The sequence below is a fragment of the Serratia sp. root2 genome (assembly GCF_031931805.1).
GTDB lineage: Bacteria > Pseudomonadota > Gammaproteobacteria > Enterobacterales > Enterobacteriaceae > Serratia > Serratia inhibens.
Genome location: NZ_JAUJXB010000001.1, coordinates 2,394,220 through 2,417,276 on the forward strand (window position 1 = coordinate 2,394,220; position 23,057 = coordinate 2,417,276).

Annotated in this window: 24 protein-coding genes; 14 read left to right on the forward strand and 10 right to left on the reverse strand. The window is 53.6% G+C overall.

What is annotated here, in order from left to right; all coding sequences use genetic code 11:
* Positions 1 to 21: 21 nt before the first annotated feature.
* The 3 genes from yajD to QZQ97_RS11030 all read left to right on the forward strand — a co-directional run bounded on the left by yajD (position 22) and on the right by QZQ97_RS11030 (position 1,604).
* Positions 22 to 363, forward strand: coding sequence for an HNH nuclease YajD (gene yajD / locus QZQ97_RS11020; RefSeq protein ID WP_004942039.1), 342 nt, complete (start codon positions 22 to 24; stop codon positions 361 to 363).
* 312 nt (positions 364 to 675) lie between these two features.
* The gene (locus tag QZQ97_RS11025; RefSeq protein WP_126481117.1) at positions 676 to 1,311 is read left to right on the forward strand and encodes a division plane positioning ATPase MipZ; all 636 of its coding nucleotides are present in this window, start codon (positions 676 to 678) and stop codon (positions 1,309 to 1,311) included.
* Positions 1,308 to 1,604, forward strand: a complete 297-nt coding sequence (locus QZQ97_RS11030) for a hypothetical protein (RefSeq protein ID WP_311993473.1) — start codon at positions 1,308 to 1,310, stop codon at positions 1,602 to 1,604. The genes QZQ97_RS11025 and QZQ97_RS11030 overlap by 4 nt, the downstream gene beginning before the upstream one ends.
* A gap of 51 nt (positions 1,605 to 1,655) precedes the next feature.
* Here QZQ97_RS11030 and QZQ97_RS11035 read toward each other — a convergent pair whose 3' ends face one another.
* Positions 1,656 to 2,417 carry a CDP-diacylglycerol diphosphatase gene (locus QZQ97_RS11035; RefSeq protein ID WP_311993915.1) on the reverse strand — a complete coding sequence of 254 codons (762 nt, stop codon included), beginning with the start codon at positions 2,415 to 2,417 and terminating at the stop codon, positions 1,656 to 1,658.
* 228 nt (positions 2,418 to 2,645) lie between these two features.
* Between QZQ97_RS11035 and QZQ97_RS11040 the strand changes: the two genes are divergently transcribed.
* Entirely contained in the window at positions 2,646 to 3,452 is an 807-nt protein-coding gene (locus QZQ97_RS11040; protein ID WP_311993474.1) for an alpha/beta fold hydrolase, read from the forward strand.
* A gap of 37 nt (positions 3,453 to 3,489) precedes the next feature.
* Here the strand turns inward: QZQ97_RS11040 and QZQ97_RS11045 are convergent, their stop codons facing one another.
* The 6 genes from QZQ97_RS11045 to QZQ97_RS11070 form a co-directional block, all read right to left on the reverse strand.
* Positions 3,490 to 4,386: a cation diffusion facilitator family transporter gene (locus tag QZQ97_RS11045; RefSeq protein ID WP_311993475.1), complete on the reverse strand. Its 897-nt coding sequence runs from the start codon at positions 4,384 to 4,386 to the stop codon at positions 3,490 to 3,492.
* A gap of 35 nt (positions 4,387 to 4,421) precedes the next feature.
* A complete protein-coding gene (locus QZQ97_RS11050; RefSeq protein ID WP_311993476.1) occupies positions 4,422 to 5,180 on the reverse strand; it encodes a substrate-binding domain-containing protein in 759 nt (252 codons plus the stop codon).
* The gene (locus QZQ97_RS11055) at positions 5,173 to 5,952 is read right to left on the reverse strand and encodes an ABC transporter ATP-binding protein (RefSeq protein WP_311993477.1); all 780 of its coding nucleotides are present in this window, start codon (positions 5,950 to 5,952) and stop codon (positions 5,173 to 5,175) included. Before QZQ97_RS11055 ends, QZQ97_RS11050 begins: the two co-directional genes overlap by 8 nt.
* Positions 5,945 to 6,943: a FecCD family ABC transporter permease gene (locus QZQ97_RS11060; protein ID WP_311993478.1), complete on the reverse strand. Its 999-nt coding sequence runs from the start codon at positions 6,941 to 6,943 to the stop codon at positions 5,945 to 5,947. The genes QZQ97_RS11055 and QZQ97_RS11060 overlap by 8 nt, the downstream gene beginning before the upstream one ends.
* Positions 6,940 to 7,989 carry an ABC transporter substrate-binding protein gene (locus QZQ97_RS11065; RefSeq protein ID WP_311993479.1) on the reverse strand — a complete coding sequence of 350 codons (1,050 nt, stop codon included), beginning with the start codon at positions 7,987 to 7,989 and terminating at the stop codon, positions 6,940 to 6,942. Before QZQ97_RS11065 ends, QZQ97_RS11060 begins: the two co-directional genes overlap by 4 nt.
* Positions 7,990 to 8,280: 291 nt before the next feature.
* Entirely contained in the window at positions 8,281 to 9,204 is a 924-nt protein-coding gene (locus QZQ97_RS11070; protein ID WP_311993480.1) for a DUF7916 family protein, read from the reverse strand.
* 101 nt (positions 9,205 to 9,305) lie between these two features.
* Between QZQ97_RS11070 and QZQ97_RS11075 the strand changes: the two genes are divergently transcribed.
* A complete protein-coding gene (locus tag QZQ97_RS11075; protein ID WP_311993481.1) occupies positions 9,306 to 10,040 on the forward strand; it encodes a GntR family transcriptional regulator in 735 nt (244 codons plus the stop codon).
* A gap of 39 nt (positions 10,041 to 10,079) precedes the next feature.
* Here QZQ97_RS11075 and bglX read toward each other — a convergent pair whose 3' ends face one another.
* On the reverse strand, positions 10,080 to 12,377 hold the full coding sequence (gene bglX / locus QZQ97_RS11080) for a beta-glucosidase BglX (protein ID WP_311993482.1): 2,298 nt from the start codon (positions 12,375 to 12,377) through the stop codon (positions 10,080 to 10,082).
* Between the two features lie 116 nt (positions 12,378 to 12,493).
* Complete coding sequence (locus tag QZQ97_RS11085) at positions 12,494 to 13,423, reverse strand: LysR substrate-binding domain-containing protein (protein WP_311993483.1); 930 nt, start codon at positions 13,421 to 13,423, stop codon at positions 12,494 to 12,496.
* 266 nt (positions 13,424 to 13,689) lie between these two features.
* Here QZQ97_RS11085 and QZQ97_RS11090 point away from each other — a divergent pair, with 266 nt between their 5' ends.
* The 6 genes from QZQ97_RS11090 to QZQ97_RS11115 all read left to right on the forward strand — a co-directional run bounded on the left by QZQ97_RS11090 (position 13,690) and on the right by QZQ97_RS11115 (position 18,625).
* Complete coding sequence (locus tag QZQ97_RS11090; RefSeq protein ID WP_311993484.1) at positions 13,690 to 14,844, forward strand: pyridoxal phosphate-dependent aminotransferase; 1,155 nt, start codon at positions 13,690 to 13,692, stop codon at positions 14,842 to 14,844.
* 42 nt (positions 14,845 to 14,886) lie between these two features.
* Positions 14,887 to 15,666 (forward strand): ABC transporter substrate-binding protein, encoded by a 780-nt coding sequence (locus QZQ97_RS11095; protein WP_311993485.1) that lies wholly within the window; start codon positions 14,887 to 14,889, stop codon positions 15,664 to 15,666.
* Positions 15,667 to 16,533: 867 nt separating this feature from the next.
* A complete protein-coding gene (locus QZQ97_RS11100; protein ID WP_311993486.1) occupies positions 16,534 to 16,815 on the forward strand; it encodes a hypothetical protein in 282 nt (93 codons plus the stop codon).
* 51 nt (positions 16,816 to 16,866) lie between these two features.
* On the forward strand, positions 16,867 to 17,136 hold the full coding sequence (locus QZQ97_RS11105; protein ID WP_311993487.1) for a hypothetical protein: 270 nt from the start codon (positions 16,867 to 16,869) through the stop codon (positions 17,134 to 17,136).
* A gap of 212 nt (positions 17,137 to 17,348) precedes the next feature.
* Positions 17,349 to 17,672 carry a TcdA/TcdB catalytic glycosyltransferase domain-containing protein gene (locus QZQ97_RS11110; protein ID WP_311993488.1) on the forward strand — a complete coding sequence of 108 codons (324 nt, stop codon included), beginning with the start codon at positions 17,349 to 17,351 and terminating at the stop codon, positions 17,670 to 17,672.
* 2 nt (positions 17,673 to 17,674) lie between these two features.
* Positions 17,675 to 18,625 (forward strand): TcdA/TcdB catalytic glycosyltransferase domain-containing protein, encoded by a 951-nt coding sequence (locus QZQ97_RS11115; RefSeq protein ID WP_311993489.1) that lies wholly within the window; start codon positions 17,675 to 17,677, stop codon positions 18,623 to 18,625.
* Positions 18,626 to 18,818: 193 nt separating this feature from the next.
* Here the strand turns inward: QZQ97_RS11115 and ddlA are convergent, their stop codons facing one another.
* Complete coding sequence (gene ddlA, locus QZQ97_RS11120) at positions 18,819 to 19,922, reverse strand: D-alanine--D-alanine ligase (protein WP_311993490.1); 1,104 nt, start codon at positions 19,920 to 19,922, stop codon at positions 18,819 to 18,821.
* Positions 19,923 to 20,090: 168 nt separating this feature from the next.
* On the opposite strand from ddlA, the gene QZQ97_RS11125 reads away from it, so the two are divergent.
* From QZQ97_RS11125 to dld, 3 genes are all read left to right on the forward strand, one after another.
* Positions 20,091 to 20,294 (forward strand): ParD-like family protein, encoded by a 204-nt coding sequence (locus tag QZQ97_RS11125; protein ID WP_006324220.1) that lies wholly within the window; start codon positions 20,091 to 20,093, stop codon positions 20,292 to 20,294.
* On the forward strand, positions 20,291 to 21,085 hold the full coding sequence (gene map, locus QZQ97_RS11130; RefSeq protein ID WP_311993491.1) for a type I methionyl aminopeptidase: 795 nt from the start codon (positions 20,291 to 20,293) through the stop codon (positions 21,083 to 21,085). Before QZQ97_RS11125 ends, map begins: the two co-directional genes overlap by 4 nt.
* Before the next feature lie 209 nt (positions 21,086 to 21,294).
* A complete protein-coding gene (dld, locus tag QZQ97_RS11135) occupies positions 21,295 to 23,004 on the forward strand; it encodes a D-lactate dehydrogenase (RefSeq protein WP_311993492.1) in 1,710 nt (569 codons plus the stop codon).
* Positions 23,005 to 23,057 lie beyond the last annotated feature (53 nt).

The window sequence follows — 23,057 nt, forward strand, 5'->3', positions numbered from 1 at the left end:
ATCATTCTACAGGCACTCACCATGGCATATATTCCCAAAAACTACGCAAGGCTGGAGACCGGCTACCGCGAAAAAGCGCTGAAAATTTTCCCGTGGGTCTGTGGGCGCTGCTCGCGCGAATTCGTTTACTCCAACCTGCGCGAACTGACGGTTCACCATATCGATCATGACCACAGCAACAACCCGGAAGATGGCAGCAACTGGGAAATGTTGTGCCTGTACTGCCACGACCACGAACACTCCAAGTACACCGAAGCGGACCAATATGGCTCGACGGTGATCGCCGGCGAAGACGCGCAAAAAGACGTCGGCGTTGCGACCCATAACCCGTTCGCCAACCTGAAATCGATGCTGAAAAAGTAATGCCGCCGCTGCGGATGCGCACTCTCGCATCCGCAGAAAACAATTAAGCTAGCAACTTATTAAGCTAATAAAAAAGCAAAAAACCTTCCCTTCCCCCATTTCCCAGAGCATTCCTACTTACCCACTTGATAAGTTACCAGCAAAATAAGCTGCAAAGTTAACAGCATACTGGCTTGGCAAGCGGCCACCGTTGGTGCATATTGTCCACAAGTTGTTCTTGTTAACCTGTTTAATTATCAACCTAATAAGATACTAACTTAATAAGCTAACAGCTTAATTGGTTAGCATCTTGATAACTTGAGAGATGGCAGCATGATTGTTTTGATTGGCTCGCAAAAAGGTGGCGTAGGAAAATCGACCAAGGCGGTCAATATCGCCGGATATCTGATCCTCAAACAGGGGAAAACCGCCATCATCGTCGATGCCGACGATCAGAAATCAATCATGACCTGGTATAACGATCGTCAGAATGTGGAGGGCCTGCCGCATATCCCGGTAGTCGCCGCCTCGGGTAAAATAAAAGAAACCCTGCTGGAATTGGATCGTCATTACGATTACGTGATTGTCGACACCGCCGGCCGCGACAGCGCCGAACTGCGCTCCGGCCTGCTGGCCGCCGATCTGTTCCTCTCCCCGCTGCGCCCATCGCAGATGGATCTCGACACCATCGGTTATCTGTCGGAAATGTTCGCCACCGCGCAGGAATATAACGAGAAGGTGAAAGGCTACATCGTGCTGAACATGTGCCCAACCAATATCTTTATTAACGAAGCCAATGAAGCGGCGCAGGTGCTGAGCGAATATCCGGAATTTACCCTGGTCAGCAACCGCCTTTGCGACCGCAAGATTTACCGCGATGCCTGGGGTGAGGCGATTACCGTACACGAGGCGCACAACGCCAAGGCACAGGCGGAAATCGAAAGCCTGGTGAAAGAGGTGATCCTGTGAAAAAGCGCACCCCAACCCACCGCATGTCGGAAGACGAGTTTATCAACAACGCCACGTCGCACACCCTGATTGCCCCCGTTGCCGAAGCCAAGCCGCAGGGCCGCAAACGCACCTATAAGGCAATTTCGGTCAGCCTGACCGACAACCACGTCGACGCCATCGATGAAATCATTGTGCAGGCAGCTCGTAATGGCGTGGTACGCATTACCCGCTCCGACATCATCAAGCTGGCCATTGACGGGCTGGCCGAAAAGAGCGAAGAACATCTGCTGCAGTTGCTGAAAAAGCTGTAATTAACTTATCAGCCTGCCAGCTTGGTAAGTTGGCAGGCTAACAATGGGGCGTTACAACCCATTACCGGCAACCGCACACTGGTAATCCTGGATCTCGCCTGCGGAGCCCAGATTCAGGTCGGTCACTTTCAAACGGTTGGCCAGCAAAATCATCTCACCTTCAGGAGTCGCCGTCAGCGCCAGCCCATAATTGGCTATATTGTCGCCTTGCGCAGTCACATATTGCTGCAGCAACCTGAAAGGGTCTTCTTTGGTTAAATCAACGCCGACCAATTTTCTGGCCAAATATTGATGGCCGACCAGTTTTTCAGCCAAGGGTCGCCAGTTTTGATCTATATGTTTCGCTTGTTCCCCAAGCTGGTTATATACATCCTGGCGCAGGCAGGCAATATGGATATGCAACTGATTTTGGGAGCGACCGTATTTTGAATTTATCGCCAACGATAACCAGGCGTCTTTTAGAGGTTTACCCATCTCTGTAGATATATGGCCGCGATTTCCCCAAGCCTGGGAAAAATAAGGTGGCGTTTGCTCCGTTTGCAGCGCTGGGCTTTCGATACCGCTGACCTTTTCGGTCGGCATCGCCAGATCGTGATGAGGCCCCTTGCTGTCTTTGAACAGCACATAACCTTCTTTTAAATCAACTTTCAAGCAAGGCGACGGATCGTCATTTTGTTGCTGATTGGGTACGCACTGTTGGCTGACGATTTGCCACAACGCATCCTGGTTACCGCGCCCGAAGAAAAACCATAACGCCACTGCCAGAATAAAAATAACAAGCAAGATAATTAATAACTTTAGAAACCTTTTCATCATCACTCCCTGTCTGATGTTTTTTCACCTGTAGCGGGCCAGCATAAATGAGTCGACGTCAAACGGCCAGAATATTATTCCGGCATCACAACTCATTCACTTTTCACCGGACCAATAAGGGGAAATAAGGCCGTCGCGCAGGTAATTTAAGGTAAATTAATGCGGTTTCTTAATATCTACATGATATAAACAGGTCAATATATGCCGTTTAACAAGGAACTATATAATATGCAAGCTACGGATAAGCAGTTTCATTACCTGGATGTCGGTTCAGGTTTCCCATTATTACTTGGTCACAGCTATCTGTTCGATCGGCGGATGTGGGAGCCGCAGCTTGATGCGCTGGCCAAACATTATCGGGTTATCGTTCCAGACCTGTGGGGGCACGGCGAGTCGCCGCAGCTGCCGGCTTCGCACGCCAGCCTGTCGGATATCGCCGCCGACCATCTGGCGCTGATGGATCGGCTCGGCATAAAAGAATTCGGCATCGTCGGGTTGTCCGTCGGCGGCATGTGGGGCGGCGAGTTGGCGGCAATGGTGCCCGAACGGGTTAAAATGATGGTGCTGCTGGACAGTTATCTGGGCGAAGAAACCCCCGAGGAGCGCCAGCGCTATTTTGCCATGTTGGACGCCGTCGATCAGGCAGGGGCGATCACCTCGCCGCTACTGGAATACATTGCCGCACAGTTTTACTCCGACAATGTCCCCGAGTCGCTGTTGCAACCTTTGATTGCACATTTGCAAAGCCTTCCCGCCGACCTTCTGCGCAACAGCATAGTGCCGCTGGGCAAAATGATCTTCGGCCGGCCCGATAAACTGGCGCTGCTGAAAAAAATTACCGCAGCAACCCTGGTGATCACCGGCGAGCAAGATAAACCGCGCCCGCCGGCAGAAGGCCAGCAAATGGCGGATATCCTCGGCTGCAAACATGTGCTGATCCCTGGTGCCGGGCATATCAGCAATCAGGAAAACCCGGAAGCGGTAACCCAAGTACTGTTGGCTTTCCTGGCCGAAAATACCGCCTCGCGGTTTTGATAGCGTTCTACCGGGCCAAATGGCCCGGAATTCCACCTCAGTTAAGCCATTTTCGATCGCGGGTGAAGGAAACGGTCAACCACAAATCCTCAGTATCCATCCCCAGACCCGACTGGATTTCTTCGCGCATCGCGTCCAGTTCCTCCAATTTAATCCCTTCCAACACCCCCATCAGGATATTGATTTCTACAATGCTGATGCGGCCATCATTCTGACAGTAGCTGTGATAATCGATGATATTGTGTTTCCCCACCATCATATCCATGGTCTTTTCAACCAGGGCATTCAGTTCGATCGGTGCCACACGCAGCATATCTTTCAGGGATGGGCGCAAAATTTTAGCCACCGAAGGTAGCATGGCCAAAGCGATTACCACCAAAAGCGCCGGGTCTACGTACGGAGCCAACCAGGCATAGTCCGTTTTGGTCAACAGGAAGGCTACAGTGAAACTTATCAACAATCCCAGCGCCAACAGCGCATCGACAAACCAGCTGATATTGTCGAAAGAGACCAACGTTGATTGCACCCGTTGATTGCGCTTTTTAACGTAGAAGTAATAGCTGAAATTGATGAAGGTAAATAGCAATGCATAAAGTATCGCCCCGCCAAACTCTACCGAAGTGCCGCCCTGCAACAGCCCCTGGACACCGTTCAGCAACGCATACAGCGCAATTACGCCGATAAATACGCCCTCGGTAGTCAACACCATGGGCTCCAGATGCCAAAAGCCGAACTGAAAGCGCCGTGAATACTCTTTTTTGATCAACCGTGCAGTTAATACCATCAGCAGTTTAATCAGCGTGGCTATCAGAGAAAACATACCGTCAAACAAGATGGCTTCAGAACCTGTCCATACGCCAACCACGATACCTACTACGGCAACCATCAGCATCATCAATGCCGATTGCTTTAACAACCTTGTTTCTTGCGCCATATTATCCTCAGGGTGACAGGCTATAATTCCTCAAATTATAAGCAAGTTAGTGCGTAAGTGCCTGATGTGTCCTGTTGCGAGGAAAGAAACCCCTGCTCCCGCAGTATCGCCTGCCCCTGCTCCGCCAGAATAAACTCAGCCAAAGGTTGCGCCTGCGGGGCCAACAGGCACAGGCCGTAATCGGCTTCAATCACCAGAGCCGGCGGCAACTGCCGCACCGCTAATTCGGGATAGCCCGCCAATGCAGTGCCATAGCTGGCGTAACCGAGAAAGATATCCGCCTGCCCGCTGTTAATCAGATACTCTGCCGCTAACCGGCCCTGTGGAACGGGCGCCGAATCTGCACCGCCGACCAGCGCCAACGCTCTGCTTCGCAGTGCTTCTCCTTGTCCCGGCATGACCCCTTCAAGGCGATCAAACAGCTGCTGCGCATAGTCGCCGGAAGGATCGGCTCCCGGCGTCGACGTGGCAACTCGCCAACGCGAGTCCAGCAGTACGTCGAGTAACGGCGGTTCGGTTAGCCCGGCTATGTTGCGCACCGTGGCACACAGCCGATTACGGGCGAAAAGCTCTACCCGTTGCGTTAACCGCAAGTCCACCAGGCGTTGCGGATGCGCCAGATTGGCGGAGGCAAAAATATGCGGTGATTCTCCCTTCTCGATACGCTGGCGCAGCAACCCCGCCGGGCCGAATACCGTTTCCACCTCGCAATCGCTCTGCGCCTGAAACGCCGTCAGCAAAGGGCCAAATGCTCCCTTCAGACTGCCGGCGGCAAACAGCAAAATGTTATTCATTCCGATGTTCCCCTTGGCTGCGAAACAGCGGTACCAGCGTTTCAAACCGCCGGTCGTTGACCTGCAACGCCACCCGCTCAATGGTTACATCAAACAGGGGGGACAGACTCTCCGCCGTCAATACCCCGGCACAGGTGCCGATGCGCTGCAGCCCCTCTCCCCCCAACAGCAAGGCGCGATCGGCCACCGCATAGGCATGGTTGGGTTGATGGGTAGAAAACATCACCGCCATCTGTCTCTCACGCGCCAGGCGCGAGATCAAGCTCAGCACCCGGTCCTGGTGGTGAAGATCCAACGCGGACGTCGGTTCATCCAGCATCAGCACCTCACAGCACATCGCCAATGCGCGGGCAATCAGCACCAATTGCCGCTGGCCGCCGGACAAGCTGCCGAACTCACGATCGGCAAAGCTCAGCATATCCAGCGACTGCAATGCCTCTTTTGCCAGCCGGTGATCCTGCGCCGAAGGTGAGCGAAACAGGCCCACGTAGCGTGCTCGCCCCATCAACACGATATCCAGTACCCGGTAAGCAAAGGGAGCTGTGAAATGCTGCGGCACAAAACCGATGCCGCCACGGCATTCAACGGTGCCCTGCTGCAACGGCAAGGTACCGAGCAGCAGTTGCATCAGGGTACTTTTTCCGCATCCGTTAGGGCCCAATACCGCCAGCACCTCGCCGCGCTGCAACTGTAAATTCAGTGGGGCAAACAAAGGCGGTTGGCCGGGCCAACTAAAACTCAGGCCATCAACACTCAGTAAAGACTCAGCCATGCCAGCCCCTCAATTGCGCGCGGCGCAACATCAAAGCAAACAGCGGCGCGCCAATCAGCGCGGTCAGTATGCCCAACGGAATTTCGCTGCTGCTCAGGGTGCGTGCCAGATCGTCGATCAACACCATATACAGGGCGCCCAGGCACATCGAGGCGGGTAATAAGCGGCGATGATCCGGGCCGACCAGCAGCCGAGCGACATGCGGGATCACCAATCCCACCCAGCCGATGCTGCCGCTGACGGCGACCTGCGCAGCGACAATCGCGGCACATAACGTCAGAATCAGCCAGCGGGTACGTTCGACGTTGATGCCCAGCGCGGCGGCGTCTTCATCTCCCAGCGATAACAGATTGATACGCCAGCGCAATGCCAACAACAGACCGCCGGCCAGCAGCAACGGCAGGAACAGCATCAGCAGTTTCTGATCGTCGGCGGTGGCGAAACTGCCCAGCAGCCAGAACACGATGCTCGGCAGTTTCTCTTCGGTATCGGCCAGATATTGCAGCAGGCTGACGCAGGCGGAGAAAAAACCGCTGAGGATCACCCCGGCAAGCACCAGGGACAAAATATTGCGCCGGGCGATGGCGCTGGTAATGGCGAAGATCAACAGCAACGCCGCCATGCCGAACACAAAGGCGGATAACAGCAGCGCCACCAGCGGCAGGCTGAGCAAAATAGCCAAGGTGCCGCCAAATGCCGCACCGGAAGAGACGCCAATGATATGCGGATCCACCAGCGGGTTGCGGAACACGCCCTGCAGCGCGGCACCGCACAGGGCTAACGACGCCCCGGCGCCCATCGCCAACAGTACCCTGGGCAAGCGCACCCCAAGAATGACCTGCCGCTGCACCGCATCCGTTCCCACGTGCGGACCGGTGAATGGCTCAAGCAGGATCATCAGGCTGTGAGCCGCAGTCACCTGATAGCGGCCGATACCCAACGACAGCAGCGCGCAAAGCAGTGTCAGCAAGATCAGCCAACCCAGCCTCATTGCTCACTCTGGCAGCAGCTGCTGCGGTAATACTGTCGGTAGTAAGCATCTACCCGCTGTTGCAGATTAACGTCGCTGAAACGCTGCGGATAAAGCTTTTTCGCCATCCATAATTCGCCCAATGCCAGGGCTTCCGGCATCGGGTACCCCCAGGCTTTGGCGTATTCAGGCATCAGGTACACACGCTGATGCTTCACCGCGTCGATCGCCTGCCACTGCGGCGAGTGGAGAATCTGTTGCACCACCTCAGGATAACGTTCCTGAACGAAAATCACCGCTGGGTTCCACCTCAGCACGTCCTCGATCGACACCTGCTTGAACCCCTGAATATCCTTCGCTGCGACGTTCAGTGCGCCGGCATGCTGCATCATCAGCCCGGTGTATTTGCCCGAACCGTAGGTGGTCAAGTCCGGGTTGGCCATATAAACCCGCACCCGTTGGTCTTCCGGCAGGTCGCGCAACCTGTCGGCCACCAGCGCCCGCTGCTGAAACACGTCCTGAATCAGCGCCTCGGCCTGTGGCTGGCGGCCCATCACCGCGCCAATCAGGCGAATGCCGTCCTGCAGGCCAAGGGTATAAGCCCGGTCTTCATCATTCAGCACCGGGTTCATTTTACCGGCCTGGCTGGCCGCTTCACGGCGCAGAGATACTGCCACCACCGGAATGCCGACCCGTTCGATTTGCGCGATCATCTCCGGTGGGGCGTAATTGGCGACAAACACCACCTGCGGATGCAGACCGAGCAGGCTTTCAATATTTACCGAGGTGAGATCGCCCGGCATGGGCATTTTCACCAAGCTGGGCGCCAGCCGCTGATAGTTTGGCCCCAGCTGTTTTTTCCAACTGCCGAGTACACCCACCACCTGCGGCATGGCGTCGAGTTGCACCAGCAGATTCAGCGTTTGGTGTTGCAGCACCACCGCGCGGGTGATGGTATCGGGCAAAGTCACCTTTCTGTTGAGCTGGTCGGTAACCTGGCGATCCGCCAGCGCGACGGACGAGAACAGAATGAAAGCAAGCAGCATGCGTGGGAAACGTTTGAACATAAGGGGTTCCGGTTAACTATCGTTATATACAAAATGATATAGCGATAGTCGTAACGAAACAATCGGCGGGATCAAACACAGCGCGTAATCTTGTCCTGCAACTGGAGTGGGCTATTTTTCCCTTGGCCCTCAGGGAACCTCACCTACGGCTTTCCACGCACTGTCATTCGGCGGAAACAATATGACGTTAGACAAAGCAAACTGTCCGTTGCCGATGAAAAACCGGCAACTTAGTTATTTGTTAACTTGATAAGCTGATAAGCGGAGCACGGAACCAACGCGTTTTACCGCCTAACGGTTAACCGAGCGAGCCATGCGGGTATAGGTGTGCCGCACGCCGCGAATCGCCACGCTGTAGGCGAAGATATTTTCCGGCAGCGCCAGCCCCAGATACCCGGTATCGCCAATATGGTGCAGATCGGCCCCGGCCATTTTGCTCATCAGGGCAATCTGACGGAGGGTTTGTACGTCGGCACCTTCCTGAGACGTCCCGATAGCCGTCATGGCCAACGCGCCCTGTTGTTGGGTAAAAGCAATCAACGCCGCCACCTTTTCCTGCGACATGCCGGGAATGGTGCCCGGTGCCGGCAGCAGGACGATGTCCGCACCGTTTTCGACAAACAGAGCGATGTCCCGTTCAGTGATCAGCTGGCTGCCGCTTTCACGCACAATGCCGGCGCCGTGCATTTTGCCGGTCACCAGCACCAGCTTGTCCCCCACGTCATCGCGAATCTGCTTCAATGCCGCGGCGATAGCCTGGTTGCTGACGCCATTATTGGGATTGCCGGTCAGCACCACCATGCGGGCACCGAGCTCATAAAGCTTGCGCGCGTTCTCAGCAGTAGCGGCGCGGCCCGCCGTCATCTGCCAAAACTCATTGTGAGTAGAGGCGAACGCCGGATCCACCGCTTCCAGATTGACCCCAATAACCCGCCCGGTCAGCCGCTGCAGCTCGCGCAATACTTCTTGCGGCGGCACCCCGGCGGGCAAGCCTTCTATGCACGGCTGGTTTACGTCAAACAGGTTCAGCAACAGCATATCGGCGCCCTGGCTGGCCGCCAGCTCCGCATTGGTGACGTTATTCAGCAACGGCTGCGTCACGGCAATGCTTTCGCTGACCAGGATCCGCCCTTCACTGGCGCGAATGGCGTAAAGCAAATTGTCTTTGGTGATGTTGGCAAGATCGGTGGCGGTACAGTCGAGGTATCTTTTCATCGCGCAGGCTTCCGGTTATGATCACTAAACCAATTATGTACCACTTAGTTTTCTCCGGCACAAGTGGTACACTTTATGTTCATTTCATGGGGAGGATACGTATGGATGAAAAACTGGCCTTGCTTCAACCGGACTCGGCAGACAGCACGCCGATTTATCTGCAACTGGCAAAAAAAATAAGGCTCGCCGTGGAGTCTGGGCAGTGGCGTTCCGGCGATGCGTTACCTTCAGAAAGAGTGCTGATGGAAGCTTTCGGCATTGCGCGGGGAACGGCTCGCCGTGCATTTCAACACCTCGAACAGGATGGCACCATCAACCGCAATCGGGGTTCCGGGACATTTATTGCCCCACGCTTCGTACCCGCTTTGCCGCTGCTGGAAAGTTTTACCGAGATGGTGGAGCCGCAAGGTTTCAGGGCGCAAAGCGAACTGATTGGCTTTCTGCGGCGCGGGCCAACGGCAGAAGAAATGCAGGCGTTGCAGTTGAGCGATGAGCAGGATGTGCTCGAACTGGTGCGCTTGCGCAAGGCCGGCGAGATCGCCATTGCCTTACAGTATTCGGTGCTTCCCGCCACTATTTTGCCGGCGAGCGGCCTGCCGGAAGAGTCGTTGTATCACTATCTGCTCTCTATCGATAAGCCCATACTGCGTGCAACTCAGCGCTTTCGCGGCGAGATAGCCGATAAAGCCGTCGCCCGCTATCTGGCGCTGGAGGTGGGGGAACCGCTGCTGCTGGTTACCCGTACCGGGTTCACCCAGGATGAACACCCCATCGAATACACCCGCAGTTGGTGTTTGAATGACTACTATGATTTTGCACTGGAATTGAAAAGATAGAAAACCCTCCCCCAGCGCACTGAGAGAGGGCGATACGATTTACTGCAGCGTAAAGCTTTGCGCCTGTACGTTGTCGGAATCCAGGCCGACAAACACGTTGAACTTACCCGGTTCCGCGCCCCATTTCAGGCTGGCATTATAGAACTTGAGATCGTCTTCGGTGATCGGCAGCTCCACTTGTTGCGACTGGCCGGCTTTCAGCATCACCTTTTTGAAGTTGCGCAGCTCTTTCACCGGGCGGCTAACCGATGCGGCGACATCCTGCACGTATAACTGCACCACGGTAGCACCGTCGTATTTGCCGGTATTCTTCAACGTGACGCTGGCGGTCAGTTTGCCGTTGCGCGCCATCGTCGGGCTGGAAAGCGTGAGATCCGACAGGCTGAAGGTGGTGTAGCTCAGGCCGTAACCAAAGGGATACAGCGGGCCGTTAGGCGAGTCGAAATAGCGCGACGTGTACTTGCCCGGGTTTTCCTTGCCGAACGGACGGCCGGTATTCAGATGGTTGTAATACATCGGGATCTGGCCGACAGAACGCGGGAAGGTCATCGGCAGTTTGCCCGACGGGTTGTAGTCGCCGAACAACACGTCGGCCACCGCATTGCCGCCCTCGGTACCGCTGTACCAGGTTTCCAGCATCGCATCCGCCTGCTGGCTTTCCCAGCTCAGCGCCAACGGCCGACCATTCATCAGCACCAGCACCAGCGGTTTGCCGGTCGCCTTCAGCGCGGCGATCAGATCACGCTGGCTTTGCGGGATAGTGATATCGGCGCGGCTGGAAGCTTCGTGCGCCATGCCCTGGGCCTCGCCCACTACCGCTACCACGACATCGGCCTGCCTGGCCGCCTGTACCGCTTCATCAATCATCTGCTGTGGCGGACGGGCATCAAATACCACCGCCGGCTCATACTCATTCAGATAGTCGATAATACTTTTGTCCTGGGTAATGTTGGCACCCTTGGCGTAGAGAATCTTCGCCTTGTCGCCCACCGCATGCTCCAGCCCCTGGCGAAGGGTCACCGACTGTTTGACTACGCCGGCCGCCGACCAACTGCCCATCACATCACGCTGGCTGTCGGCCATCGGCCCTACCAGCGCAATGGTGTCTTGCTTGCTCAACGGCAACGTCTGCTTGTCATTCTTCAGCAACACCAGAGTTTTACGCGCTACTACGCGCGCTTCGGCGCGATGCAGGCGGCTTTCGGCATTGGTGTCCTGCGGATCGGAACCTACCGGGCCAAGGTGGTTATACGGGTCTTTGAACAGGCCCATGTCATATTTGGTGTTCAGCACGTCGCGGCAGGCGCGATCGATATCACTTTCCGAAACCAACCCGTCCTTCACCAGCCCCGGCAAGTATTGGTCGTAGTATTCGTCGCTCATGCTCATGTCGACACCCGAGGTGATCGCCAAACGCACCGCATCGCGCGCATCTTCAGCCACGCCGTGCTTGATCAGCTCTTTAATCGCGCCGTGGTCGCTGATGGTGATACCGCCAAAGCCCCACTGGCTGCGCAGCAGATCTTTCAGCAACCACGGGTTAGCCGTGGCCGGAATCCCGTTGATCGAGTTGAGCGATACCATCACCCCACCGCTGCCCGCGTCCACCGCCGCTTTATAGGGCGGTAAATAGTCCTGATGCATTCTCAGTGGGCTCATATCGACGGTGTTGTAATCGCGACCGCCTTCGGTGGCGCCATACAGTGCGAAGTGTTTGACGCTGGCCATTACCGAGCCGGGTTGGGACGGGTCACCATTCTGGTAAGCATCGACCATCACTTTGGCAATTTTGGACACCAGCCAGGTATCTTCGCCGAAGCCTTCCGATACCCGGCCCCAGCGCGGATCGCGGGTGATATCGACCATCGGCGAGAAGGTCATGTTCAGGCCATCATCGCTGGCTTCCAGCGCCGATACCCGGCCGCTGAGCGCGATGGCTTCGAGATCAAAACTGGCCGCCAGCCCCAGGCTGATCGGGAAGACGGTACGTTGACCGTGCACCACGTCGTAGGCGAAGAACAACGGGATTTTCAGGCGGCTGAGCTGCATGGCCTGATCCTGCATCGCGCGGATATCCGGCCGGGTGACGGTGTTGAAAATAGCGCCAATCTGGCCCTTGCTGATGCCGTCTCGGATCGCTTCTTTCGGGTTATCCGGCCCGACGCTGATTAAGCGCAGCTGACCGATTTTTTCTTCCAGCGTCATCTGTTTCATCAGGTTGGAAACGAAAGCATCGCGCTGCTGGGCATTCATTCCTTGCGCCGCACCGCCCTCCTGCGCAAAAACCGGACTGATGGCCAGGCCGGACAGCAAACTCACCACACAAAGCCATTTCATATTTTTTTGTCTCAGGCATGTTCCCGCCGCAGCCGGCGACGGAGAGGATTAATCAAAGTGAAAAAGCAGTGTGACATACTCTTTTTCACCGCAGAAATAATTTGTAATGTTAAAGGTTACAAGCTGTTAGCGGAGACAGATAAGCCATTTTGCAGCCGTGCACGGCTTTGCGCCGCTTCTTCGCCCAGAAAATTGACCAGCGTGGCTAATGTCGCGGGCATCACCGCCCGTTCAGGATAGACCAAATAGTAGGCCGCGCCGCTGACCACGCTGAGCGGGAACGGCGTAACAACGCGCTGCGCCTGGATATCTTCTTCCAGCAGGCACAAGTCGCCGATGGCGATGCCAAAACCTTGCAACGCGGCACTCATCGCCAGATCCAGAGTATCAAAATGCTGCGACTTGTCGGAAGGCAGCGTCTCCAGCCCCGCCGCCTTCAGCCACAGCAGCCAGTCGCGGCGATCGCGCGTGGGGTGCAGCAGGGTTTTCTCCGCCAGATCGGCCGGGGTTGGCGATCGGGCTAAATCGGGTAGGTAAGCGGGTGTGCAGACCGGCGTGAGGATTTCATCGAACAGGTGATGCACCGCCAGCTTTTTACCCTGCGGTTGGCCGAACACCACCGCAGCATCGAAGTGCTCTGCGCTGAAATCCAACCCGTGCGATACCGAAGCGGTCAGTTCGATATGCATTTCCGGGCGCTCGTTTTGCAATCGGATAATACGCGGCAATACCCAGCGCATGGCGCAGGTCGGGCACTTGATGCGCAATGTGCCCGGCTGCGCCCCAACCCGCGCCAACGCCTCGCCCAGTTGCCCCAGCGCCTGCTGCACCGGCGCCAACAACATGGCACCCTGCGGGGTCAGCGTCAGCCCGCGCGCCCGGCGACTGAACAGCGGATACCCCAAATGCTGCTCCAGCCCGAGTATCTGACGGCTGACCGCACCTTGCGTCAGGTGCAGTGTCTGGGCGGCATGAGTGAAATTAAGGCGCTGAGCCACCACCACAAAAGTTTTCAAAACGTCGAGCGACGGCAGAGATGTCTGCATAGCGGGTTCCTCGATATCCCCGAAATTACAAGGATTCCCCCAAATAATTGGAACGACATCAAGGCGGCTAGTGAACGCAGCCCGATGAGCTGACATAAGTCAGTGATTCGGGTAAGCGAGCGTAGCCAACGCCGAGATCGTTTCAAGAATGAAGGGGGAATTAGCCATGATTTTAACTCATGGCTAGTATGACAAACATTCCCTTGTCCGCCTACCGGCGCTGATGCTTAATCAATCAATACTTCCCCCCTATCCAGGAGCCAATCATGCAGAGCGCCTGCTCACAACGCTCGAAGTTGCCGGATGTCGGCACCACCATTTTCACCGTAATCGGCCAGCTCAGCGCCGAACATCAGGCTCTGAACCTGTCGCAGGGCGCACCGAACTTCGCCTGCCAACCGCAACTGGTTGAAGCAGTGGCGCAAGCCATGCGTTCAGGTCATAACCAGTACGCACCGATGAGTGGCGTGGCCGCATTACGCGCTGCGTTGGCAGATAAAGTTGAAAGATTGTATGGCGCACGTTATGACGCCGACGAAGAAATCACGGTCATCGCCAGCGCCAGCGAAGGATTGTATTCCGCTATCAGCGCGCTGGTGCACCCGGGCGACGAGGTGATTTATTTCGAACCGGCGTTCGACAGCTACGCGCCGATTGTCCGCCTTCAAGGGGCCACGCCGGTAGCCATCAAGCTGTCGTTGCAGGACTTGCACATTGACTGGGACGAAGTCGCCGCCGCCATCAACAGCAAAACGCGGATGATCATCGTCAACAGCCCGCACAATCCAACCGGCAGCGTGTTCGGCGAGCATGACATTGAGCGCCTGACCGCTCTGACGCGCAATACCGATATCGTAATTCTGTCCGACGAGGTTTACGAACACGTGGTATTCGACGGCGATATCCACCACAGCATGGCGCGCCACCCGCAATTGGCCGAACGCAGCGTGATTGTGTCGTCGTTTGGCAAAACCTATCACGTTACCGGCTGGCGCGTCGGTTACTGCATGGCGCCGGCGGCGCTGATGGATGAAATCCGCAAGGTGCACCAGTTTATGGTGTTCTCCGCCGATACGCCGATGCAATACGCCTTCGCCGAAGCGCTGGGCAATCCGCAAAGCTATCTGGGGTTGGCGGACTTCTATCAGCAAAAACGCGACTTACTGGCCAGCGCTTTGCAAGATTCGCGCTTTGAATTATTACCCAGCCGTGGCAGTTTCTTTATGCTGGCCCGCTTTAGCGGTTTCAGCAGCGAAAGCGACAACGATTTTGCGGTGCGTTTGATCCGTGAAGCGAAAGTCGCGACTATCCCGCTGTCGGCGTTTTACAGCGACGGTACCAACACCGGCATCATCCGGCTGAGTTTTTCAAAAGATAACGAAACCCTGCTGGAAGGCGCACGCCGTCTGTGTCAGGTGTAATGCATTCACTTTTGGTTTGACCATGGGAAAAAGGCACTGACTATGAAATCACTGAAAACGCTGATCGCTGTGGGCTGCCTGCTGGCCGCCGGTTCCTCTCTCGCGGCGGAAAACACGCTGCGCTTCGGCCTGGAAGCGCTGTATCCGCCGTTCGAATCCAAGTCCGCCAGTGGCACGCTGGAAGGCTTCGATATCGATCTGGGCAACGCGGTCTGCGCCGCCGCCCAGTTGAAGTGCAGCTGGGTCGAAACCTCGTTCGACAGCCTGATCCCGGCGCTGAAGGCGCGCAAGTTTGACGCCATCAACTCGGCGATGAACGTCACCGACCAGCGCCGCCAGGCGATTGACTTTACAGACTCCATCTATCAGGTGCCGAACCGCCTGATCGCCAAAGCTGACAGCGGCCTGCTGCCGAACGCCAAATCGCTGGCGGGCAAACACGTCGGCGTGCTGCAGGGCTCGATTCAGGAAACCTACGCCAAGGCCCACTGGGCGCCACAGGGCGTGGACGTGGTGTCCTATCAGGATCAAAACCAGGCGTACCTTGACCTGACCGCCGGCCGCCTCGACGCCACGTTGGTGATGGCACCCTCAGGGCAAAGCGGCTTCCTGGCGCGCCCGGACGGCAAGGGCTTCGCCTTCGTCGGCGATGCGGTCAGCGATGACAAGATCCTCGGTGAAGGCATTGCCTTCGGTCTGCGCAAAGGGGATGACGCATTGAAGAAAAAGCTGAACGACGCGATCGTGAAAGTGAAGCAGCAAGGCACCGTGACCGCGCTGGCGAAGAAGTATTTTGGCGATATCGACGTGACGGTGAAATAACCTGCCCGCCCCCGGCCATTGACAATAATGACCGGATGCCGGGGATTGCACTGCCGGCTATGAAATGGCTCCTTCGCAAGCGGGAGCCATTTTTAGTTTGCAAAGCCGATGCTTTCAGCCTACCACACGGCTTGCTCATTCAAGTCCACAGAACTGATTTATTATTAGCTACGCTGAAGTTGACTTAAAAATTTTTATTGCAGACGATAGTGCCAATGAAGTTATCGCCCCAATACATCCCCCACCCAAGTAATAGAGTTATTTATAAGAAAGGAATTTCAAGAGCGTCTATGTGTTTTTAATCTGCGAAAGATTTCGCCCTTCTTTCATTGAAGGACTGAAATTAACCATCTGTAAAATCAATAATTGACAATCAAATGATTATTTTAGGAAATGATAATAATTGATTATCACGAGAGTATAAAGACTTTGATACTTACAGATGACGTAGAACTGCATCAGCATCATGCCAGACCGGTCGGTTAACGACAGCAAGTAATCTGATGGAAACGTTCAAACAGTGGAGTGAATGGCACAGGTTCAGGGTACTGCGTTATCGTTCGCTACAGCTATGCCTGTGGTATCGAAGCAGCAATGGGTTAAATGATGAAAAAGCACATTGAAATATAGAGGGAAATCCAGACACTCAGTAACAGGTTATTTAATACGGAACTATAAGTCTTACCTGTAATAGATCACCGCCCCTCTGGTTTTAATTTTTTTATTTGGAATGGTTATTTATATTTATTTTTGTGACTATTATCGCATTTCAATTAAATTCACCATTGCCTGCATCTTGTACACGGGTAGTATTGGTTCTTAACGATTGCAATCATGCATAATATTATAAGTTCAAGGAGAACATCCATGAAAGAAATTTTAAGCAGTCAATATGATAAAATATCTGGAGGATGGCAGGACAGAGATGGCAGTGGGAAAAGGTCATCAGATAACGGAGGTTTTGGCGCTTCAAACAGAGGCGGCAATGACGGTGCCCATCGCGGAAGTCAGTCATTTTTATCACAAAACAGCCCGTATGGCAGTGGTGCTGGTGCAAATGGGATCTGGGGGAATGGCAATTCTATGGCTTCCGGAAATGGCTATGGTGGAAATGGTACAGGGCCGAGAGAATCTGGTACCAAACGTTAATTAACTGATAAAATCACAGATGTAAAACCCTGTGATTTTATGGGAAAGACCATGCGTAAATATGTTGTCTTTATAAAAAGTGATGAGTCAAAGGTAATCCCAAAAGAATCGGTAACACATTCACTCATTAAGGATATGAAAAAAGAAGGTTTCAGGAAACACCATGTCGAAGTAGATGCTGAAAATGAAAGAGAAGCCATTGATAAATTAAATAAAAATAGCGAGGATTATTTAAATTCATTACGTGAATTCTCTGGCGATATATTTATCTGCTCAGTCTGCGTTATTATTATATCTTTAGTCTATATTTTTAGCCAATAACAAGTAATTGATACTCGCCAAATAATATTAACCTACAATGTTTTATTTTCATTTTAATTTATTTTACAATGTGTGTCATATTGTTTTGATAAAATATCAAAACATCACACCTTCAATTTACATTGATGAAATCAAATAATTTATTATCAAGACAATTTATTCAAAAATTAAATTTACGCTACGCAGCCCACAATTAAAAGGCGGCTATTTAAATGAAGTACAAACTATCGGAAATAAACACATCTCAGGATAAGAAAATACCAGTTCCAGATATCATTCACTTTGTATGGGTTGGTGATACAAATCAGGCCAACATAGAGTATGTAGATATATGGAAAAGAACAAACAAAGACAAGAAAATATATTTTTGGTGTGAAAAAAACTCTTCGCTATGCAATTCACTTCACGAATCCATACGAGAGTATGTCCTTTGCAATGAATTTGAAAATAAAAAAAACGCTGAAATACGCATAAAAAACCATGCTTTTAACTACATATTTCCAAAATTAAAAGCAGGTTTTTTTTTGATGAATTAGTTGTGGAGTTTTTATCTGAAAACAATATCCCTTGTCATGGGTTAACTACATCAACTTTGCCCCCACGACTTAAAGATAAAGGCATTACAATCAGGGATATTACAGATGTTTTTAGTTTAAAGTTCGCTGATTTTATGAAGTATTATTATTACGAGATTATTTTAAGAGGTAATCTTGCTAGTGCCTGTGACATAGTCAGACTCCTGATTATCTATCAGCATGGCGGGATTTATATGGACATGGACACACTTCCATATACTGACCATGCCTTCAAGAGATTAAATAAATTCATAGCAAAAGAAAAAGTTGTGGAGAATGAATCTCTATTTTTGTTTAAAACAACGTGTATTTTAAAGAAACTTTCCAAATTTAATAATTCAGATAATAAACATTGCAATAATCATAATAATGAAATCGGAATAGATAAGAGTAAACATCAAAAAATACAGGAACTCGCAGAGCTAGACATTGCTGATTTTTCCTTGATGGACGTATTCCCCCTAGGGAAAATGTATGTACATGAAAATTTATTATCCCTCGGATCGCTTAGAAGATTAAAAGGCATTTATTTTAATAACTTCATAGCTTCTCACTCCGGTTCAAAAACCATAAGGATAATTCTTCGCACCATGAAGAAAAGATATAAATTTTTAGAACAAAACAACTGCATCTTTGATTATTACAAAGATAATAAAAAAACCGGTTATCTTACCCGAATTCTAACATGGCGAACTGAGCTAATGACAAAAGACTATTGCGTGACTTCTGTTTTATCAGGACCAGGTTTAATTATTGAAGTTTTATTAGGATTGGCCTATGAACTCCTTGATTTTGACCATTCAACTGAACCATCCTCTGTTGCAGAGTTCATGCAAAATGATCAGTATGGGATAGCATTATTTCAACATAATTTAGACACTCCGGACGGCATTTATTCCTCATGGCGAAAATAGCGTTAATAATAAAATGAAATGGCACGGTCGAGCGCACCTCCTCCCCGGAATTCCCTTTTGGATTTTGGCGGGATTATGTCTCTTTTTATTACAGCCTTCCTGACCTTCGTCATTTCCGCCACCCTATACTAGCGGGCTGGAACTCCCTGGAACCAGCCCTATCTTCTGCCTGATGCAGTAACCCTACTCGATATTAGCGCTCGAACACCGAGCTGTTCAGCGCGCGATCTTGCTGATGGCGCTCCAGCGCCAGCTCGATCAACCGGGTAATCAACTCGCTGTAGCTGACGCCGCTGGCGGCCCACAGTTTGGGATACATGCTGATATTGGTAAACCCTGGCAATGTGTTGATCTCGTTAATCACCACGTTGTTGTCCGGCGTCAGGAACACGTCAACGCGCGCCAGGCCGAAGCATTCCAGCGCCCGAAACGCCTTTAGCGCCACGTCGCGAATTTTGTCGCTGACTTCCGGTGCGATCTCCGCCGGCACCACTACCTTCGCGCCCTGCTCATTGATGTACTTGGTGTCGTAGGAGTAAAAAGCGTCGCTCAGCACGATTTCACCGCACAGGCTGGCCTGCGGCTCATCATTGCCCAACACCGCGCATTCAATCTCACGGCCGACAATCGCAGACTCCACCAGCACCTTGTGATCGAAGCTGAACGCCAAAGCCAGAGCTGCGTCAAAACCGGCCCGATCCTGCACCTTGCTGACGCCCACCGAAGACCCCTGGTTAGCCGGCTTGATAAACAACGGCAAACCCAAACGTTCGCTAAGCTGATCGAAATCGTATTTGCTGCGGTTGGTGCGCGTCAGGGTGACAAAGGGGGCAACCGCCAGCCCGGCATCGCGCAGCAAGCGTTTGGTGACGTCTTTGTCCATGCTGACCGCCGAGCCCAACACACCGGCGCCGACGAACGGCATATTGGCCATCCGCAACAGCCCTTGCAGTGAACCGTCCTCGCCCAGCGTGCCATGCACGATCGGGAATATCACGTCGAGCTGACCCAGTGCGCCGGCGCTGCTCGCCTCAATCAGTTGCTGTTTCTCCTGACCGGGGATCAGCGCCACATTTTTATTTGAGCGATTCAGTGCGATCAGCGCCGGGTTTTCCGCATTCAGCAGATAATTGGAGGCATCGTTAATGTGCCATTGCCCCTGCTTGTCGATCCCCAGCAGCGTGACGTCAAACTTCTCTTTGTCGATAGCGTCCACAATGTTTTTTGCCGATTGCAGAGACACCTCATGCTCAGCCGATTTACCGCCAAAGATCACTCCAACCCGTAATTTAGTCACGCCCTGAATCCTTCTGAAAAATCATGAAAAAAAGTCGTTTATCACAATAAACGCATTGTCCGATGGCGGCAATCGTTGTCATCAGGAAACTTCTTATGCCACGGAATGTACAATCACCACCATCCAAACCATATACACTTCGTATATTATCCCTTTAAGGAGCAGCCTATGGGCATTGTGAAAATTTCAGACGCGCTGCATGACGATCTGCGCCTCGCCAGCCTGACGATGACGCGTTCGATCAACGCGCAGGCGGAATACTGGATAAAAATCGGCATGCTGGCGGAGTTCCATCCAGAACTGACCTACCCCCAACTGGTAAAAAAAATGATGAAAGATAACGCGCTGACGCTGAAGGAGATTGTCGGGTGAAACAGATTGTGATCAAAACGCCGGAAGAGATCGCCAAAATGCGTCACTCTGGCGCACTGCTGGCCAAGGTGTTTGCTATGCTCGATGGGGTGATTGTCGAAGGCATGTCGACCATGGAAATTAACGATCGCGCCGAAGCCTTTATCGTCGATGAGTTGAAATCACGCCCGGCCAGCAAGGGCCAGTACGATTTCCCTTACGTGCTCAATACCTCGATCGACGACGTGATCTGCCACGGCATCCCTTCGGCCAGCAAAATTCTGCGTTCCGGCATGATCGTTAACGTCGACATTACGCTGGAAAACGGCGGTTACATTGCCGACTCCAGCAAGATGTACTGTATCGGTCAGACTGCGCCATTGGCCAAACGGCTGGTGAACAACGTGTATGAGTCCCTGTGGCAAGGCATCCGCGCGGTAAAACCTGGCGCAACCTTGGGGGATATCGGCCATGCCATTCAGCAGCACGCGGAACAGGCCGGTTACAGCATCGTGCGTGAATACTGCGGCCACGGCATCGGCCGCGATATGCACGAAGAGCCGGCGGTGCTGCACTTCGGCCAGCCGGGCACCGGCAGGGTGTTGCAGGAAGGGATGGTATTTACCATCGAACCCATGATTAACCAGGGCGACCACCGGATTAAGCAGAAGAAAGACGGCTGGACGGTGGTGACCCGCGACAAAAAGCTGTCTGCCCAATGGGAGCACACCGTGGCGGTTACCGCAGACGGCGTGGAAATCCTGACGCTGCGTGACGAAGAGCGCCAGGCGGGGTACGCAGAACGCTATTAAGCCACTAAGTTATTAAGCTAATAAGCCATTAAGTTATCAAGCCAATAAATTAATTTACCCTTTGGATTTCAAACGGCGGTAACGGTAAGAACCACAGGTCATGTCGGGGCGCTGCATGCGGTGCCCGGGTTAATCGAGACGAAGGTATTCGTCCCCTGGGGTAACCGCGCCGCAGTTTGAAAGACGACAGGTATGACAGGGAGATCGGCATGACGCAGTCAGGTAACCAGGCATTTCTCGCTCAGCTCAAAGACATCGTCGGCAGCTCGCAGCTGTTGACCGGCGAACGCAGTACCGAACGTTACCGCAAGGGATTCCGCTCCGGCGAAGGCAAAGCGCTGGCGGTGGTGTTCCCTGCCCGCCTGTTGCAGTTATGGCGGATACTTGAGGCCTGCGTTGCCGCCGACAAAATCGTCATCATGCAGGCGGCGAACACCGGCCTGACCGAAGGCTCGACGCCCAGCGGCAACGATTATGACCGCGATATCGTCATCGTCAGTACCCTGCGGCTCGATCACGTGCAGGTGCTGGACAACGGCAAACAGGTGGTCGGCTTCCCCGGCAGCACCCTCAATCAGTTGGAAAAATTGCTGAAACCCTACGGCCGCGAGCCGCATTCGGTGATCGGCTCTTCCTGCATCGGCGCTTCCGTTATTGGCGGCGTGTGCAATAACTCCGGCGGTTCGCTGGTGAAACGCGGCCCGGCTTATACCGAAATGGCGCTGTACGCCCAGCTGGGTGAAGACGGCCAACTGCGGCTGGTGAACCATCTGGGGATTAAACTCGGCGACACGCCGGAAGAGATCCTCACCCGGCTGGAGAAAGGCGACTACCGGCCGGAGGACGTCGAGCACGGCGAACTGCGCGCCTCCGATAACGAATACGCCAGCCGGGTGCGCGACGTCGATGCCGACACACCGTCCCGTTTCAACGCGGATAAACGTCGCCTGTACGAGGCCTCCGGCTGCGCCGGCAAGCTGGCGGTGTTTGCGGTACGCCTGGACACCTTCGAAAAAGAAGGCAAAGAGCAGGTGTTTTATATCGGTACCAACGATACCGCCGTGCTGACCGAGCTGCGCCGCCATATGCTCGGCAAATTCGACAATCTGCCGGTGGCGGGCGAATACATGCACCGCGATATTTTTGATATCGCCGAAGTGTACGGCAAAGACACCTTTATGATGATCGACAAGCTCGGCACCGATCAAATGCCGCGTTTCTTCACCCTGAAAGGCCGCGTGGACGCCAGTTTCAACAAACTGCCGCTGCTGCCGCACAACCTGACCGACCGGCTGATGCAGGGCCTGAGCCACCTGGCCCCCAGCCATTTGCCGAAGCGGATGAAAGAATATCGCGAACGCTTTGAACATCACCTGCTGCTGAAAATGGCCGGCCCCGGCGTCGACGAAGCACAGCGATATCTTAGCCAGTACTTTACCCAGGCCAACGGCGCATTTTTCGCCTGCACCGCAGACGAAGGCAAAAAGGCCTTCCTGCACCGTTTCGCCGCCGCCGGCGCGGCGGTGCGCTACCATGCGGTGCATGCCGACAAGGTAGAGGATATTCTGGCGCTGGATATTGCGCTGCGCCGCAACGATACCGAGTGGTTTGAAACCCTGCCGCCGGAAATCGACAGCCAACTGGTGCACAAACTGTATTACGGCCACTTTATGTGCCACGTATTCCACCAGGATTACGTGGTGAAAAAAGGCGTCGACAGCCACGCGCTGAAAGAGCAGATGCTGGCGATCCTCGACCGGCGCGGCGCGGAGTACCCGGCCGAGCATAACGTCGGCCATCTCTACCACGCAAAACCCGATCTGCAAGCGTTCTACCAATCCGCCGATCCGACCAACAGCTTTAATCCCGGTCTCGGCAAGACCAGCAAGCGGAAACATTGGGCCGGCAATACCCGGTAACATTTCCGCTTTCGGCCCGCGCCCCCGGCATACGGGGGCAAAGCCGAAGATCC